The sequence below is a fragment of the Dehalococcoidia bacterium genome (genome assembly GCA_021295915.1).
In the GTDB taxonomy this organism is placed as follows: domain Bacteria; phylum Chloroflexota; class Dehalococcoidia; order Lucifugimonadales; family UBA1123; genus VXRN01.
The window spans coordinates 1-14,563 of sequence record JAGWBK010000041.1 but is presented as its reverse complement, the minus strand read 5'-3'; the positions used below and the strand labels follow the sequence as shown (position 1 = coordinate 14,563).

General features: G+C 61.6%; 11 protein-coding genes. 8 read left to right on the top strand and 3 right to left on the bottom strand.

Annotated features, from left to right (window positions below; genetic code table 11):
- Positions 1-37: 37 nt before the first annotated feature.
- The 3 genes from J4G14_11500 to J4G14_11490 form a co-directional block, all read right to left on the bottom strand.
- A complete protein-coding gene (locus tag J4G14_11500) occupies positions 38-1,270 on the bottom strand; it encodes an acyl-CoA dehydrogenase family protein (GenBank protein ID MCE2458420.1) in 1,233 nt (410 codons plus the stop codon).
- A gap of 11 nt (positions 1,271-1,281) precedes the next feature.
- Positions 1,282-1,704 carry a Zn-ribbon domain-containing OB-fold protein gene (locus J4G14_11495; GenBank protein ID MCE2458419.1) on the bottom strand — a complete coding sequence of 141 codons (423 nt, stop codon included), beginning with the start codon at positions 1,702-1,704 and terminating at the stop codon, positions 1,282-1,284.
- A gap of 62 nt (positions 1,705-1,766) precedes the next feature.
- Positions 1,767-2,960 carry a thiolase domain-containing protein gene (locus tag J4G14_11490; protein MCE2458418.1) on the bottom strand — a complete coding sequence of 398 codons (1,194 nt, stop codon included), beginning with the start codon at positions 2,958-2,960 and terminating at the stop codon, positions 1,767-1,769.
- Between the two features lie 222 nt (positions 2,961-3,182).
- On the opposite strand from J4G14_11490, the gene J4G14_11485 reads away from it, so the two are divergent.
- From J4G14_11485 to J4G14_11450, 8 genes are all read left to right on the top strand, one after another.
- A complete protein-coding gene (locus tag J4G14_11485) occupies positions 3,183-3,578 on the top strand; it encodes a DNA-binding protein (GenBank protein ID MCE2458417.1) in 396 nt (131 codons plus the stop codon).
- A gap of 30 nt (positions 3,579-3,608) precedes the next feature.
- On the top strand, positions 3,609-4,415 hold the full coding sequence (locus tag J4G14_11480; protein ID MCE2458416.1) for an SDR family oxidoreductase: 807 nt from the start codon (positions 3,609-3,611) through the stop codon (positions 4,413-4,415).
- Between the two features lie 155 nt (positions 4,416-4,570).
- Positions 4,571-5,962 (top strand): glutamine synthetase, encoded by a 1,392-nt coding sequence (locus tag J4G14_11475; GenBank protein ID MCE2458415.1) that lies wholly within the window; start codon positions 4,571-4,573, stop codon positions 5,960-5,962.
- Between the two features lie 33 nt (positions 5,963-5,995).
- Positions 5,996-6,592 (top strand): metallophosphoesterase family protein, encoded by a 597-nt coding sequence (locus tag J4G14_11470; protein MCE2458414.1) that lies wholly within the window; start codon positions 5,996-5,998, stop codon positions 6,590-6,592.
- 109 nt (positions 6,593-6,701) lie between these two features.
- The gene (locus J4G14_11465) at positions 6,702-9,155 is read left to right on the top strand and encodes a CoA transferase (protein ID MCE2458413.1); all 2,454 of its coding nucleotides are present in this window, start codon (positions 6,702-6,704) and stop codon (positions 9,153-9,155) included.
- Positions 9,156-9,301: 146 nt separating this feature from the next.
- Positions 9,302-11,461: a S9 family peptidase gene (locus tag J4G14_11460; GenBank protein ID MCE2458412.1), complete on the top strand. Its 2,160-nt coding sequence runs from the start codon at positions 9,302-9,304 to the stop codon at positions 11,459-11,461.
- A gap of 189 nt (positions 11,462-11,650) precedes the next feature.
- Positions 11,651-12,805, top strand: coding sequence for an acyl-CoA dehydrogenase (locus J4G14_11455; GenBank protein ID MCE2458411.1), 1,155 nt, complete (start codon positions 11,651-11,653; stop codon positions 12,803-12,805).
- 168 nt (positions 12,806-12,973) lie between these two features.
- A complete protein-coding gene (locus J4G14_11450; GenBank protein MCE2458410.1) occupies positions 12,974-14,443 on the top strand; it encodes an IS1182 family transposase in 1,470 nt (489 codons plus the stop codon).
- The last annotated feature ends 120 nt before the right edge of the window (positions 14,444-14,563 follow it).

Genomic DNA, 14,563 nt, shown 5'->3' with positions numbered 1-14,563 from the left:
TAAGTGTAGCTCCTCACTACTCTCCACCACTCCTAACCTACGTCCTGCCCGCAGCGGCCTGCGGCGACCTGAGGTCCTGCCTGGGTTCTGAGCCTTCCCTCGGCATTCCCAGCCCTCGCTGAGCGATGATGTTGCGCTGCACCTCGTTCGCGCCGCCGCCGAATCGCAGAAAGATCCCGCTCCTGTATGTCTGCTCCATCTCGCCATCGAGCATGCAGAACGGCGAGTTCTTCGTGAGCTGTCCGTACAAACCCAGAAGCTCGAACCCGAAGTCAGCAACCTCCTGTATCAGGTCAGTCGCGACTATCTTCAGTGCAGAGCTCTCGTAGTTAGGCACGATCCCCTGGTCGATCATCCAGGCCGTCCGGTACGACAGCAACCTGACCGTCTCCAGCTTCATGCCGATCTCCGCGAACCGCGTCCTGAAGTGAGGATCGCGTGACAGCGGCTGGCCATCTATCTCGGTCTCGTTAGCGTATTCGACGAGTTTGTTGAGCCTGCGCATCAGACCCGTGTAGCGTGATCCGATGCTGACCCTCTCGAAGTCCAGCGCCATAGCGACGTGGTACCAGCCGCGGTTGGGTTCGCCGATCAGGTTCTGGCGTGGGATGCGCACGTTATCGAAGAACACCTCGTTGGTGCGCCCGCTGTCCATGCGCCACAGGGGACGGACGGAAATGCCGTCCGAGTCCATAGGCACCAGGAACACAGACAGCCCACGGTGCTTCCTGACCTCGGTGTCAGTTCGAGCCAGTAGCCACACGTGCGACGAGAAGTGCCCGGCGCTTGTGAACAGCTTCTGTCCGTTGATGACGTAGTCGTCGCCGTCGACGACGGCGCGTGTCTGAAGTCCGGCCAGATCGGTCCCAGCTCCCGGCTCGGTGTAGCCAAGAGCACACTCGACCTCGCCGCTGAGCATCTTGGGCAGCCACTCGGCGCGCTGCTCGTCGTCTCCGACGTTCATGATCGTCGGCCCGACCATGTTCACCGCCGTGCCGTTGGTGTACAGGCCGCCGAAGCTGCCGACCTCCTCGGAGAAGATGTACTGGTCCATGAGAGACCGGCCCAGTCCGCCGTACTCCTCGGGCCAGGAGATGCCGAGAAGCCCGCGACTGCCAAGCTCGCGCATAAACTGCTTGCCCGCAGGCCCGGGACCTACGTCGTCATCGCTCTCCATCTCCTCCCGAAGGTCGGGAGTGATCAGCGACTCGATGGTCGAGCGTACTTCCCGTCGCCACTCGTCCTGTTCTGGCGTGAATCTAAAGTCCATCGGAACCGCCCCTATGCGGGCTTGAACACCGGCAGTGCTATCTCGCCCTCGCCCTGGTCTATCCAGGTGAGCTCCACCCTCATGCCGCAGTTGACGTCCTCGATCGGGTTGTCGACATCCACGATATTGGTCATGATGCGGAACCCCTCGTCGAGGTCAACGTACGCCAACGCGTAGGGCCCCAGGTCCTTAAACGCTGGGTGGTAGTTCTGCATGACCACGCTGAACGTGTAGACCTCGCCTTTACCGGCGGACACGTTCCACGAGACGTTGCCGGATAGACACCCGGTGCAGTGCGCGCGTGGGTAGAAGATCACCTCGTCGCAGTCGTCACACGTCTGGTAGGTCAACTCGCGTCGCTTGGTGGCCTCCCAGAACGGCTCCGTGTCCTGCTCCGGGAATCTCGGCTGTGGCCTCAGTGCTTGTTCTGTCATTGGATTGATTCTCCTGGTGAGTCCCCCGGCGGTTCGACGCTGGGGAGTGGGTGATACGTGACTTAGTCGGCTGCGAGAATGGTTACGCCTGTCGCGTGCCTCGACCCAAGCTGACCGCCGTTGCCCACGGCAACCGCCAGCTTCGCGTCGTCGACCTGCGAGGTGGATTCGCCCCTCAACTGCCTTGCCGCCTCGATCAGCAGGTAGATGCCCCGCTCTCCCGGGTGGTTCGACGACAGTCCGCCGCCGTCCGTGTTGATCGCGAGCTTGCGCGGGTCGTCGAATGTCAGGTGACCCTGCGCGACGAACTCTCCACCTTCTCCCTTATTGCAGAAGCCGAGGTCCTCGATCATGCACATGACGGTTATCGAGAACGAGTCGTACGCCATGAGCACGTCGATCTCGTCTGGCGTAACACCAGCGTCCGCGAACGCCCTCGGACCGGACTGCGCTCCCGCGCTGACGGTGATGTCGCCGCCGTTCTCGCGGTACTTGGTCGCCTCTCCGCCGCCAATCACCCACACAGGCTTCTTCGCGCAGTTCGCGGCGACCTCCTTGGACGCCATTATTACTGCGCCGCCGCCGTCGGAGATCATGCAGCACTCAAGAAGCCTCAGCGGCCACGCGATCATCCGCGAGTCCACCACGTCCTCGACGGTCAGCTCGCGAATGCCCACGAACTCCAGGTCGGTCATAGCCTCGACCGCCTCAGGATTTCGCATCGCGTGCTTGCGCGTCGCAATCGAGATGTGAGCGAACTGCTCGTTGGTCGTACCGTACTGGTGCATGTGCCGGTTCTTGACCATCGCGTAGTTGGCGATCAGCGTCTGACCCCAGGACGCCTCCATGTTCGTCGCAGGGTTGGGTATGCCTCCTCCCGCAGCTCCGCCCGTACCGATCCGGCGCCTATCCGAGTGGGCAGTGGAGCCGTAGGTAATGAGAGCGACGTCGCACTTGCCGGCAGCGATCATCGTCGCGGCATGATTGGCATGGAACTCGTACGACGTCCCGCCGACCGCTGTGTTGTCGATCAGTCTCGGCTTGAGGCCGAAGTATTCCGAGATTCCAAGCCCGCCAATGTTCTGGTGGCTGCCGTTGTCGTACACAGCGTCAACGTCGCTCCAGCTCAGCCCGGCGTCTTCCAACGCGCGGGCGGCCGACGCGGCCTTGATCTGAAGTGCGCTGACGTTGGGGCCAACGACCCTCAGCGGGTACTCGTGAATACCGACGATCGCGGCCTCTCTGGTTTGAGGCATATCCAGTTGCTCCTTTCGCGCGCCACGACGCGCCCATCTCAATGGTCAAACCATGCCCCCGTACTCAGATACGGGGGTGGGCCAAAATTACCACACGCCCAATACACCGTCAACGAAACTCAAGCCGCCCCCACATTGACGCCTCTCCATCCACTTTGTATATTCGCCCCACCACTCAGCCACCTATACGGCAACCGCGATTTCACCTCAGGAGAGCACGCCATGCAGAGATGGGAACCAACCAACTCGCCCGTCATCTACCGACGCTTCCAGGCCAGCGAGAACCTCGTCGCCGACCTTGAAGAATTCGCCCTCTCAGAGGGCATCCGCGAGGCCGCCATCTCATCCTGCATCGGCAGTCTCAGGCAGCTCAAACTCCGCAACCTCTGCGGCTTCGACGATGACAATTCCCCCGAGTTCGAGAGGACCGTCATCGACGAAAACCTCGAACTCGTCACCGCAGACGGCTACATCCAGCCCCTACCCGAGGGCGGCATCCGCGTCCACATCCACCTCGCCGCCGCTCGCCCCTCAGGCGAAATGGTCGGAGGACACTGCGAGGAGGCGACAACCTTCACCGGCGCCTTCATGTACCTCCACGTATTCGAACAGGAATAGATCGCACGGCGTCTCGGGAGACTTGTCACCATGAGTACAGAGAGCACACCAACCAACCGTCTGAGCGGCAAAGTCGCCATAGTTAGTGGCGCGGGCACCTACGGAGGACAGGGCGTCGGCAACGGCGCCTCTGCCGCCATCCTGTTCGCCCGTGCAGGCGCACGCGTCGTGCTGGTGGATGCCGTACCCGAATGGGCCGACGCGACTCGCGAGATCATCCAGGAAGAAGGCGGAGAGGCCATGACCGCCTCTGCGGACGTCACCAACCCCGACGACTGTAGGAACGTCGTCGATGCTGCTATCGAGCGCTACGGCGGCCTTCACATCCTGCACAACAACGTAGGAGGCGGAGGCGGCTCCGGCAGTGTTGTGGACGCTACAGACGAAGACTGGTCCCGCAGCATGTCAGTCAACCTGATGAGCATGATCAACATGGGCCGCTACGCCGTTCCCCGCATGAGAGACAGCGGAGGCGGCTCGATCATCAACGTGTCATCCGTGACGGCCCTCAGGCCCAAGGCTATGCGGTCGTCAGCCCCGTATACGGTCAACAAGTCGGCCGTCGTCGGCCTCACCAGAGCAATGGCCGTCGACCACGCCGCCGACAACATCCGGGTCAACTGCATCATGCCCGGCCTGATGTGGACTCCCCGCCTAGAGAGCAGTTCGCCCGACGCCCGCGAGATGCGTCAGACCTCCACACCGCTCCCCGTAGAAGGGCAGGGCTGGGACATCGGCTACGCAGCCCTATACCTCGCCAGCGACGAGGCCCGCTTCGTCACCGGCGTAACCCTCCCCGTAGACGGCGGCTTCCTCCTAACCAGCGCCCCAAACTAGACGAATCGCCCCCTCTCCCTTGACGGGAGAGGGCTGGGGTGAGGGTGAAAAGTAGGACTCAGAACAATCCTGTAACCTACATTGACGCCGCACGCGCCAGTACCAGCCAACAGGAGGCAAACAACGTGACCTCGGAACAGACTAGTGTTCCCGGAATGCTGACCGTCGACGACCTCCGCTCAGCCGTCGACAGCGGCTCCATCGACACCGTCATCCTCAGCTTCCCTGACCTCTACGGCAGGTTGATGGGTAAGCGCCTCGACGCCTCGTTCTTCCTGACCGACGTGGCCGGCGGCACTCACGCCTGCGACTACCTCTTCGCAGTGGATATGGAGATGGAGCCGGTCGCTGGATACGACTTCTCCAACTGGGACCTCGGCTACGGCGATGTGCACTTGGCTCCCGACCTCGGGACAGTCCGCAAGCTGTCATGGCTCGACCGGACAGCGCTGGTAATCTGCGACGCGGAACTGGAACCTTCACACGAGCCTGTCGCCGTAGCACCGAGGTCGATACTACGCAAACAGATCGAGCGACTGCGCTCAGGTGGGTTCGAGGCTATGGCTGGCTCGGAGCTTGAGTACTACGAGTATCGGACCTCATACATGGAGGCTGCCCGGAACGGGTATAGAGACCTGGCCGAGGTCGGCTGGTACCTTGAAGACTACAACCTGCTGCAGGGATCACGCACCGAAGACCTGAACGGCACGTTCCGCCGACACCTTGCCGCGTCCAGAGTACCCGTCGAGTCGACCAAGGGGGAGTTCGGCAGGGGACAGCACGAGTTGAACATCCGCTACGCGCCGGTCCTGGACATGGCTGACCGCCACCTCGTGCTCAAGCAGGCGGTGAAAGAGGTGTCCGACCAACTCGGATGCAGCGTCACCTTCATGGCCAAGCCGGACGCCTCGCAGGCGGGTTCCAGTTCTCACCTCCACGTGAGTCTATGGACAGACTCAGACGGAGAGCTGACCAACGCCTTCCCCGGCGACGGAGACCTATCCGGCATCGCCTGCTCAGACGTGTTTCGCTGGTTCCTCGCCGGATGGATGCGCTACGTGCCCGAACTGATGGTGTGCTACGCGCCGACCGTGAACTCTTACAAGCGATTCCAGGCCGGAAGCTGGGCCCCGACCGCAATGGCGTGGTCGCCGGACAACCGAACGGCAGGCTTCCGAGTCGTCGGCACGGGGCCGAGCCTTCGCATCGAGTGCCGCATCCCAGGCGCCGACGTTAACCCGTACCTGGCGTACTCCGCTGTGATCGCGTCGGGACTCGCAGGCATCGAGCACCAGATCGAACCTCCACCCGCTTACATCGGAGACGTCTACGCAGCCTCCGAAGAGCAGATGCTGCCCAGAAGCCTCGAAGAGGCGGTCGATCGCTTCCGTAACAGCGCTCTCGCCCGCACAGCATTCGGAGAAGACGTGGTCGCTCACTACGCCCACTTCTTCACCACCGAGGCGGGCGCTTATCGCAACACCGTAACCGACTGGGAGCGCACCCGCTACTTCGAGCGGATATTAGAACGCTGTCCCCAACATTGACCGCCCAACCTCCCACTTAGTATATTTCGGCGCATGATTATTGGACTCCTCACCGACACCCACCTACCCAACCTGATACGGCAACTCGAAGAGCTCGGCCCCGAGCCGGCGGAGTTCTTCAGCAGCGTCGACCTGATCCTGCACGGTGGCGACCTCACTGCTCCCTACGTACTCGATTGGCTTGAACAGTTCGCCCCCGTACTTTGCTCCACCGGCAACAACGATCCCATCCCGGACTCGCGCTGCGAGGACGTGCAGGTGTTTGACGTAGAGGGCTGGCGAATCGGCATGACACATAGCCTGGAAGGCCAGTTCCGACCGATGTCCGTGCTCAGCCAGTACTTCCCAAGCCCGGTCGACATAATGATCGCAGGCCACACCCACGAAGAGCGTCTCGAACACCGCGACGGTGTTACACTCATCAACAGCGGCTCGATCACGTTCCCACACCACAAGGAACTGCGACTGGGAACCGTCGGCCTGCTGGAGTTGACCCAGCATCAGCTCAAAGCCAGCGTGTTCCCACTGGGGGAAACTGAGGGAAGGCCTAACCCTGGACGCGAGATCGCCCTCGAGCTTCACCGCAACGGCGACGGACACGTCAGCGTCAGCCCGCAGGAGGGCTCCTGAGAGTTTTCGAATCGTGAATTCAGAATAGTGAATTGTGAGAAAGTGAGCCGTTACGGCCCTGTTCACCATTCGACATTCTAAATTCACAATTCCAAATGGACGAGGTCACATGACACAGTTATTTGACGGAATCACCGTGCTGGACTTCAGCCAGGGTATGGCGGGTTCCGTCGCGACCATGGTGATGTCGGACTTCGGAGCCGAGGTCATCAAGGTCGAGCCGCCCGGCGGAGATCCCTACCGTTCACATCCCGCATCTCTCTTGTGGAATCGCGGCAAGAAGAGCGTGGTCCTCGACCTTGAGACAGCCGAGGGCCGCAGACAAGCCCGGGCGCTCGCGCGCTCCGCCGATGCCGTCGTCGAGAGCTTCGTACCTGGCGATGCGGCCGCCCTGGGAGTTGATTACGAGACCCTGAAGGCGGACAACCCCGGACTCGTCTACACGTCGATCACCGCATTCGGCGACTCCGGTCCCTATGCCCATTATCGACCATACGAGGCCCTCGTCAGCGCTAAGTCCGGCCGCTATATGTCCTTCGCCGGACAGAACGGACGCGAGGGGCCCAACTACGGTGCAGTGCAGGTCGCCAGCCACGGCGCGGCCATGGCCGCAGTCCGCGGGGCAGTGGCCGCGCTGATGATTCGTGATCGCACCGGTGTCGGCCAACACGTCCAGACCAGCCTGCTGCGCTCCATCACCTACTATGACCTCAGCCAGTTCTTAGTCTGGCAGATGATGATCAACTTCCCCGAAAACTTCCCGGACGATCCCACGGTTATCGCATCCAGGCCTGCGCCGATTCAGTACCTTGCTGTGCGCTCGAAGGATGGGCGCTGGCTGCAGCTTGCCAACCTGATGGAGAGACTCTTCATCGCCGAGATTCACGCGATCGGACTGGGCCATCTGCTGGAAGACCCCCGCTACGCCTCGGCTCCCTTCCTCGACGACGACCCACGCGAGGAGATGCGCGAGTTCATTCTCGACAAGATGCAGGAGAAGACCCTCGAAGAGTGGATGGACCTGTTCATCAACGTCGAGGGTGACGTCGCCGCCGAACCGTTCATGACCTCCATCGAGGCGCTAGATCACCCGCAGCTCGTCCATAACGGTGCTGTCAAGAAGGTGAACGACCCGACCGTTGGACAGATGCGCCAGCTTGGCCCGCTGTTCCACATGGAAGCATCCCAACCGCAAATACAGGGCCCGGCCCCCCAAGTCGGCGAGCACACCGACGACGTGCTTTCCAGGCTGTCTTCTACACCTTCGGCGGTAGGGGCAGGTTTCAAACCTGCCCCTACAAACACACCTGCTGATGCGCCAGCCCACCCCCTCGAAGGCGTCACCGTCCTGGACATGTCCACAGTCATCGCCGGCCCGCTCGCGGGATCGCTGCTCGCCGAAATGGGCGCGCGCGTTATCCGTATTGAGACCCTGACCGGCGACTGGATGCGTGGCCACTACAACGGCCTCGCCTCTAACCGGACCATGGCCGGCACTGAGGGCTTGTCCATCGACCTCAAGACAGCCGAGGGACAGGACATACTCACCCGTCTGCTACCCAACGTGGACGTCGTGCTGCACAACATGCGCCCCGGCGCCCCCGAGAGAGTCGGCATCGGTATTGAGCAGGTCAGGGCGCTCAGACCGGACGCCGTCTACGCCTATCTCGGTGGGTACGGCTCCTCCGGCCCGCACAGCCACCGCCCCGCAATGCATCCCATAGGGGGCGCAGTTGGTGGTGGCGTCATGGCCCAGATCAGCGACGGCGCGCTCCCTGCCGAGAACGCAGATATGACAATGGACGAGCTTCGTTCCGTCTCGCGCCAGTTGGGTCGCGCCAACGAGGTCAACCCTGACCCCAACACCGCGATGGTCACCGCCACCGCGATAACCATGGCACTCTACGGCCGCCAGCGACACGGCGATAAGCAGTACGTCGAGACCACGATGATCGGCTCCAACGCCTACGTCAACGCTGACGACTTCTTCGACTACGAGGGCCGGCCTCAAAGGCCGGTCATCGACGCCGACGGCTACGGTACCAACGCCCTGTTCAGGCTATACCAGACCCCTGATGGCTGGGTGTTCCTGGCGTGTCCCTTCGAGGACGAGTGGCCCCGCCTCTGTAGCGCCCTGGGCCGCCCGGACCTTCTCGAAGAGCCACGATTCATCACGCCGGACGCGCGAAACGACAACGATGATGCCCTGGCGTCCGAGCTAGCCACCATTTTCGCCGACCGCCCCGCGCTGGAGTGGGAAAAGCTGCTGACATCCGCCGACATAGGCTGCGTCCAGACAGAAGACCGCGGCATGTACCACTTCTTCGCCGAAGACGAACACGTCGCACAGACAGGTCTCACGGTCGACGTTAGCCACCTGAAGTACGGCGAATTCTGGCGCTACGCACCGATCCTCGAGTTCTCGAAGACACCGTGCGTCGCCGGAGGCGGCATTACGCGCGGTCAACACACCTTCCCAATCCTCCGGGAACTCGGATTCACCGACGCTCAGATCCTCAAGATGCGAGAAAAGCGAGTCCTCGACTGGGAAGAGATTGAATAACGATAACCGTGATGAGCAGACTGTGAAGCGGTCGTCCCACAACGTCCAAACCCGTCATTCCCGCGAAAGCGGGAATCCAGAACGTGTGTCCAAGGTAACCTTCCCTGTGACATCGTCCTGAAGTCATAAGAATCAGGTCACCACACATGCCACAAGACCACCCCCCCAGAATCCCCGTAGAAGAGATCGCCAAGTTCCCCCCGCCGGGGATGTCCGCACCAGTATCATTCTCGTTCAGCCCGGACGATAGTCTGCTGACATACCTGTACGGCGAAGATGGAAGTCCTGTCAGGAAGCTCTACGGACTCGACACCCGGACGGGCGAGTCCAAAGTCATCCAGGCAGCCGCCGAGCCCGAGTCAGATGACCTGTCTATCGAGGAGCAGCTTCTGAGGCAACGCCAGCGACAGTTAGGGCAGGGGATCGTCAGGTATTCGTGGGCCGATAGTGGCGGCGTCATCCTTATCCCGGCACAGTCCGGCATATATGTGAAAGATGGCCCTGAGGCTCCTGCTCGGCGAGTCGTATCTGCCGAGTCTGGACCAACTTTGGACCCGCAGCTTTCCCCCGACGGCACACAGGTTGTCTACGTCACAGACGCGGAGGTCTACGTCGCTCCGGTCTCTGGTGAGCCTGTCGAACCGCGCCAACTGACATACGGCGCGAGAGGCACTGGCAAGACCAACGGCCTGGCCGAGTACATCTCCCAGGAGGAGATGCACCGTCTGCACGGCTTCTGGTGGTCCAGGGACGGCTCACAGATCGCCTTCGAAGAGGTCGATGAGACCCACATCCCCGTCTATCGCATCGTCCACCAGGGCAAGGACGACACAGGAGCGTCAGCCCAGGAAGACCACAGGTACCCCTTCGCCGGAGACCCCAACGCGCGAGTGCGACTCGGAGTGGTCCCGGCCACTGGGGGAGAGCCCATCTGGATGGACCTAGGCGACGATGACGACATCTACCTCGCCCGAGTCGACTGGATGCCCGACGGCTCCCTTTGCGCTCAGCTTCAGAACCGCGAGCAGACCCGGCTCGACCTGGTCAGGTTCGACACGTCGACAGGACAGGGTGTGACCCTGCTGACCGAAATATCCGACGTCTGGATTAACCTGCACAACATGTTCCGATCTCTCAAGGACGGCAACTTCATCTGGGCTTCGGAGCGTTCCGGCTTCCGGCACCTGTATCTGTACGACAGCAACGGCAACCTCGTCCGTCAGCTCACCGAAGGCGACTGGGCCATCGACACCCTCGCAGGAGTCGACCAGGACGCCGGGCTCGTGTACTTCACGGGCACGAAGGACGGGCCAACTGAGTGCCACCTGTACAGCGTCCCACTGGAAGGCGGCTTGATTACTCGCCTGACTCAGGATGCCGGCACCCACATCGTGACCCTCGATCACGCCTCCAATCGATTCGTTGACACGTTCAGCAGCACGAACACGCCACCGATGGTAACGCTTCGATCGCTGCAGGACGGCTCGGCACTCCACACCATCCACTCGACAGACGATCCCAGGGTAGACGAACTCGCTCTCACCCCACCGGAACTCGTCAGCATAGAGTCCCGCGACGGCGAAACCCTCCACGGTGCGTTGTACAGGCCCTCTCCTGAGTTCGGCGACGGCCCCCACCCAACGGTCATCTACACGTACGGCGGTCCCCACGCCCAGGTCGTGAACAACCACTGGTCCATGACCTGTGCGATGCGCTCGCAGTACCTGCGCTCACTTGGCTATCTCGTGTTCTGCCTCGACAACCGGGGCAGCGCACGCCGGGGCCTGGAGTTCGAGGGTGTCATCAAGCACAACATGGGCGACATCGAAGTCCGCGACCAGGTGGACGGCGTTCGCTGGCTCATTGACAACGGGCTGGCTGACCCCGACCGCGTCGGCGTCTACGGCTGGAGCTACGGCGGGTTCATGACTCTCATGTGCCTTGCCAAGACCTCTAACGTGTTCAAGATGGGAGTCGCTGGAGCCCCCGTGACCCATTGGGACGGCTACGATACCCACTACACCGAGCGTTACATGGGCACGCCCCAGTCCAACCCTGACGGCTACGCGTCCGGCAGCGTCATGACCCACGTCGACAGCATTGAGGGAGACCTGCTAATAGTCCACGGCCTGATCGACGAGAACGTCCACTTCAGGCACACCGCCAGGCTCATAAACGCACTGATCAAGGCCCGCAAGCCCTACGAGCTCATGATGTTCCCCGACGAACGTCACATGCCACGAAGCCAGGCTGACCGCATCTACATGGAGGAGCGAATAACCGACTTCTTCCAGCGAAACCTGTAGAATCCCGGTCATACCGACACGTCGCCCCCTCTCCCTCAGGGCTGATAGACGTATGTAAAGGTACACACATAGTCATAAGTACCACCAACAGACCCGTCTCCCTGGAGGAGAGGGTTGGGGTGAGGGTGAAAAGGTCGAATACAAACCCCTGTTAGCTCCCTGGGGGAGTGAGCTGGGGTGAGGGCAAAAATGACGACACTCCAAACAGACGTTGACAGCTACATAGAAGGCGCACACGAACTGGCCGACATGATCAGGGCCGTCACCGACGAGATCACCGAGCAACGCCGGATTCCAGTCGAAGTATCGAACGAGATCGCCGACCGCGGCTACTTCAGGCTGCTTCTGCCCAGGTCTCTGGGTGGAGCCGAACTCGAGCATCCCGACTTCCGCAGAATCGTCCGAATTATCGCCGAGGCCGATGCCAGCGCAGGGTGGTGTGTCAACCAGAACAACGTCTTTTCAACCAACTCCGTGCGCGTGCCTCCGGAAACGGCGGACGAGATCTGGACAGTCCAGCGCAACGTCGTCACCAACGGCCCACCCATGCCGCAAACGAGGGCCGAAGTCGTCGACGGCGGCTATCGCCTGTCAGGACGTTGGAACTTCAGCAGCGGCTATCCGCACGCGACATGGCTCGCCGCGCTGACGCCGGTATACAGGCCCGGCGAGACCGAGCCAACTGAAATGCGCACGATGCTGCTGCCCAAGGACCAGGCCGACCTCGTGGACATATGGCAGGTCGGAGGTCTCAAGGGTACCGGCAGCCAGGGATTCGCCATCGAGGACTTGTTCATTCCAGCGGCCCGTTCCTATCCTACAACGGCCACTTCACGCGAGCCCGGTCCGCTCTACGTCATTCCGACTACGCTGCTGTTCTGCTCCGGCTTCGCGACCGTCGCACTCGGCAATGCCCGAGCCGGTCTCGACTTTGCCAAAGACCTCGTAATAGGCAAGACTCAGCAGGGACGCGAGTCGCCAATGCGATATGAGTCGACCACGCAACGAATGGTCGGTCAGGCCGAGGCAATCTGGAACTCCGCTCGCGCCTATCTGGACGAGGCCGCCGCCGCAATGTGGCAGGGGGCCAAGACCAATCTGGACCTCACGGTCGAAGAGCGAGTCGGAGTACGTCTAGCAAGTACCCACGCCATACGCGAGTCGGCCCGCGTCGTCGACATCGCCTACACACTCTGCGGCTCCAGCGCGATCTTCACCGTCAACCCGATCCAGCGCCGATTCCAGGACGCCCACGCCCTCACCCAGCAGATCCAGGGACGCCCAACCCACTACGACACCGCCGGCCAGTACTACCTCGACCTGGAGCCCGAAGGCATCTTCTAGGATTTCAGCTCTGGGAATTGGAGCCCGCAACGATTCTGCAAGTGCGCCACATCCGGCCACGTTGCGGAGCGCGGGCGTCTCGCCCGCATTCGTCCACCCAGAACCTCCAGCCTGTCTCAGAAGTCGAGGTGTACACTATGGGGAGACGCTGTGAGAGGAGTGTAGAGAGTGCCGCTTCGAGACATGCCCCGTGATCAAGCCTGGCTGTTGCCGCCGTCCCTTGATGAGTTATTGCCACTTGACCATCCAGCCCGTTTCGTGGCCGAGTTCGTCGACGCCCTGGGCCGCGAGGACTGGAGGGAACTCGGTGTGGATATAGAGGGCGACCCGCTGGGAGCACCGGCCTATCATCCCAAGGCACTGCTGAGCGTCTGGTTGTTTGGCTTCGTGACTGGAATACGCTCCAGCCGCAAGCTGGAGGCGGCCTGCCGGGACCATATACCCTACTTGTGGTTGACTGGCTGGCAGCACCCGGACCACAACACGCTGTGGCGGTTCTACAAGGATCATCGCCAGGCAATGAGAGGACTACTCAAGCGAACGGTGCGAACGGCAGTGGCAATTGAGTTGGTGGACCTGGCGGTACAGGCGGTGGACGGAACCAAGGTACCAGCCAACGCATCGTCTTGCCGCAGTTACGATGCCAAGGGACTGGCCAAGCTGTTGGAGCGGTTGGACCGGGCCATAGCCGAACTGGAGAACCAGAACGAAGGGGAAACCGACCGGGCACCGGTGCATCTCCCGGAGGAATTGGCCGACAAGAGGAAATTGCGCGAGCAGGTGCGCCAGGCCATGGAGCAACTGGAGGACCGAAAAGGACCGAAAAGCATTAACCTGACGGACCGGGACGCCCGGTTCATGAAAATGAAGCAGGGCTTCTGTCCTGCTTACAATGCCCAAGCCATGGTTTCACCAGTAAAGACCGGCCAGGAAACCTCCGGCATGCTGATCACGGCCGTTGAACTGGTGGACGAACCGGCGGATTATGCCAGGCTGACCCCGATGATGCAGAGGGCGGAAGAGATGACAGGGGTCAAGTCGCCATTGACCCTGGCCGATGGCGGCTATCACTCGGCAGCGGCGCTACAGGAATGCGCCGACCGCGGCCAGCAGGTGGCGATGCCGGAGTCGCCCAGAGGAATGGCGCTGGATCATCCCTACCACAAGGACCGGTTCACCTACGATGCCGACAGCGACGTATACAGGTGTCCCCAGGGCCAGGTGCTGAGCCTGGTACGCGGCAGGTTCTCCAGGAAAACGAACAAGAGAATGTACCAAGCCCCCAAGGACACTTGCCAGGCGTGTCCAGTTGCCGGAGCCTGCCTCACCCGTGGTTCGCCCAGACGGAGCTTGGCAATAAGTCCCTATGACGCTGCCCTGCGCCAACATCGCGCCTGGATGGCCACAGAAGAAGCTCAGTCTGCGTTCAAAAAGAGAAAGCAACTGGTGGAACCCGTATTCGGAATCATAAAAGAGCAGCAGGGAGTACGTAGGTTCCTTCTGCGAGGCGTCGGCAACGTCACTGCCGAATGGACCCTGTTGGCCACTGCCTTCAACCTGCGGACTCTGTGGCGTGTATGGCGTGCCCGGAAGCCGGATTACAGGTCCCTCGAGGGGAAAACCGTGCCAACGGGATAGTCGCCAACACGACTGCTAACCGAGTGCCCTGCCTTCCCTCTCCCCTTTTCGACCATAGCGAGTAAATTCGCCGCGATGCCGGTCTCCGGCAAGTCCATTTGCGGCCTTCTGAGACAGGCT

What these genes read in the sequence shown, in the direction of transcription:
- J4G14_11500 (MCE2458420.1), bottom strand. Translation starts at nt 1,270, where the DNA reads ATGGACTTTAGATTCACGCCAGAACAGGACGAGTGGCGACGGGAAGTA.
- J4G14_11495 (MCE2458419.1), bottom strand. Translation starts at nt 1,704, where the DNA reads ATGACAGAACAAGCACTGAGGCCACAGCCGAGATTCCCGGAGCAGGAC.
- J4G14_11490 (MCE2458418.1), bottom strand. Translation starts at nt 2,960, where the DNA reads ATGCCTCAAACCAGAGAGGCCGCGATCGTCGGTATTCACGAGTACCCG.
- J4G14_11485 (MCE2458417.1), top strand. Translation starts at nt 3,183, where the DNA reads ATGCAGAGATGGGAACCAACCAACTCGCCCGTCATCTACCGACGCTTC.
- J4G14_11480 (MCE2458416.1), top strand. Translation starts at nt 3,609, where the DNA reads ATGAGTACAGAGAGCACACCAACCAACCGTCTGAGCGGCAAAGTCGCC.
- J4G14_11475 (MCE2458415.1), top strand. Translation starts at nt 4,571, where the DNA reads ATGCTGACCGTCGACGACCTCCGCTCAGCCGTCGACAGCGGCTCCATC.
- J4G14_11470 (MCE2458414.1), top strand. Translation starts at nt 5,996, where the DNA reads ATGATTATTGGACTCCTCACCGACACCCACCTACCCAACCTGATACGG.
- J4G14_11465 (MCE2458413.1), top strand. Translation starts at nt 6,702, where the DNA reads ATGACACAGTTATTTGACGGAATCACCGTGCTGGACTTCAGCCAGGGT.
- J4G14_11460 (MCE2458412.1), top strand. Translation starts at nt 9,302, where the DNA reads ATGCCACAAGACCACCCCCCCAGAATCCCCGTAGAAGAGATCGCCAAG.
- J4G14_11455 (MCE2458411.1), top strand. Translation starts at nt 11,651, where the DNA reads ATGACGACACTCCAAACAGACGTTGACAGCTACATAGAAGGCGCACAC.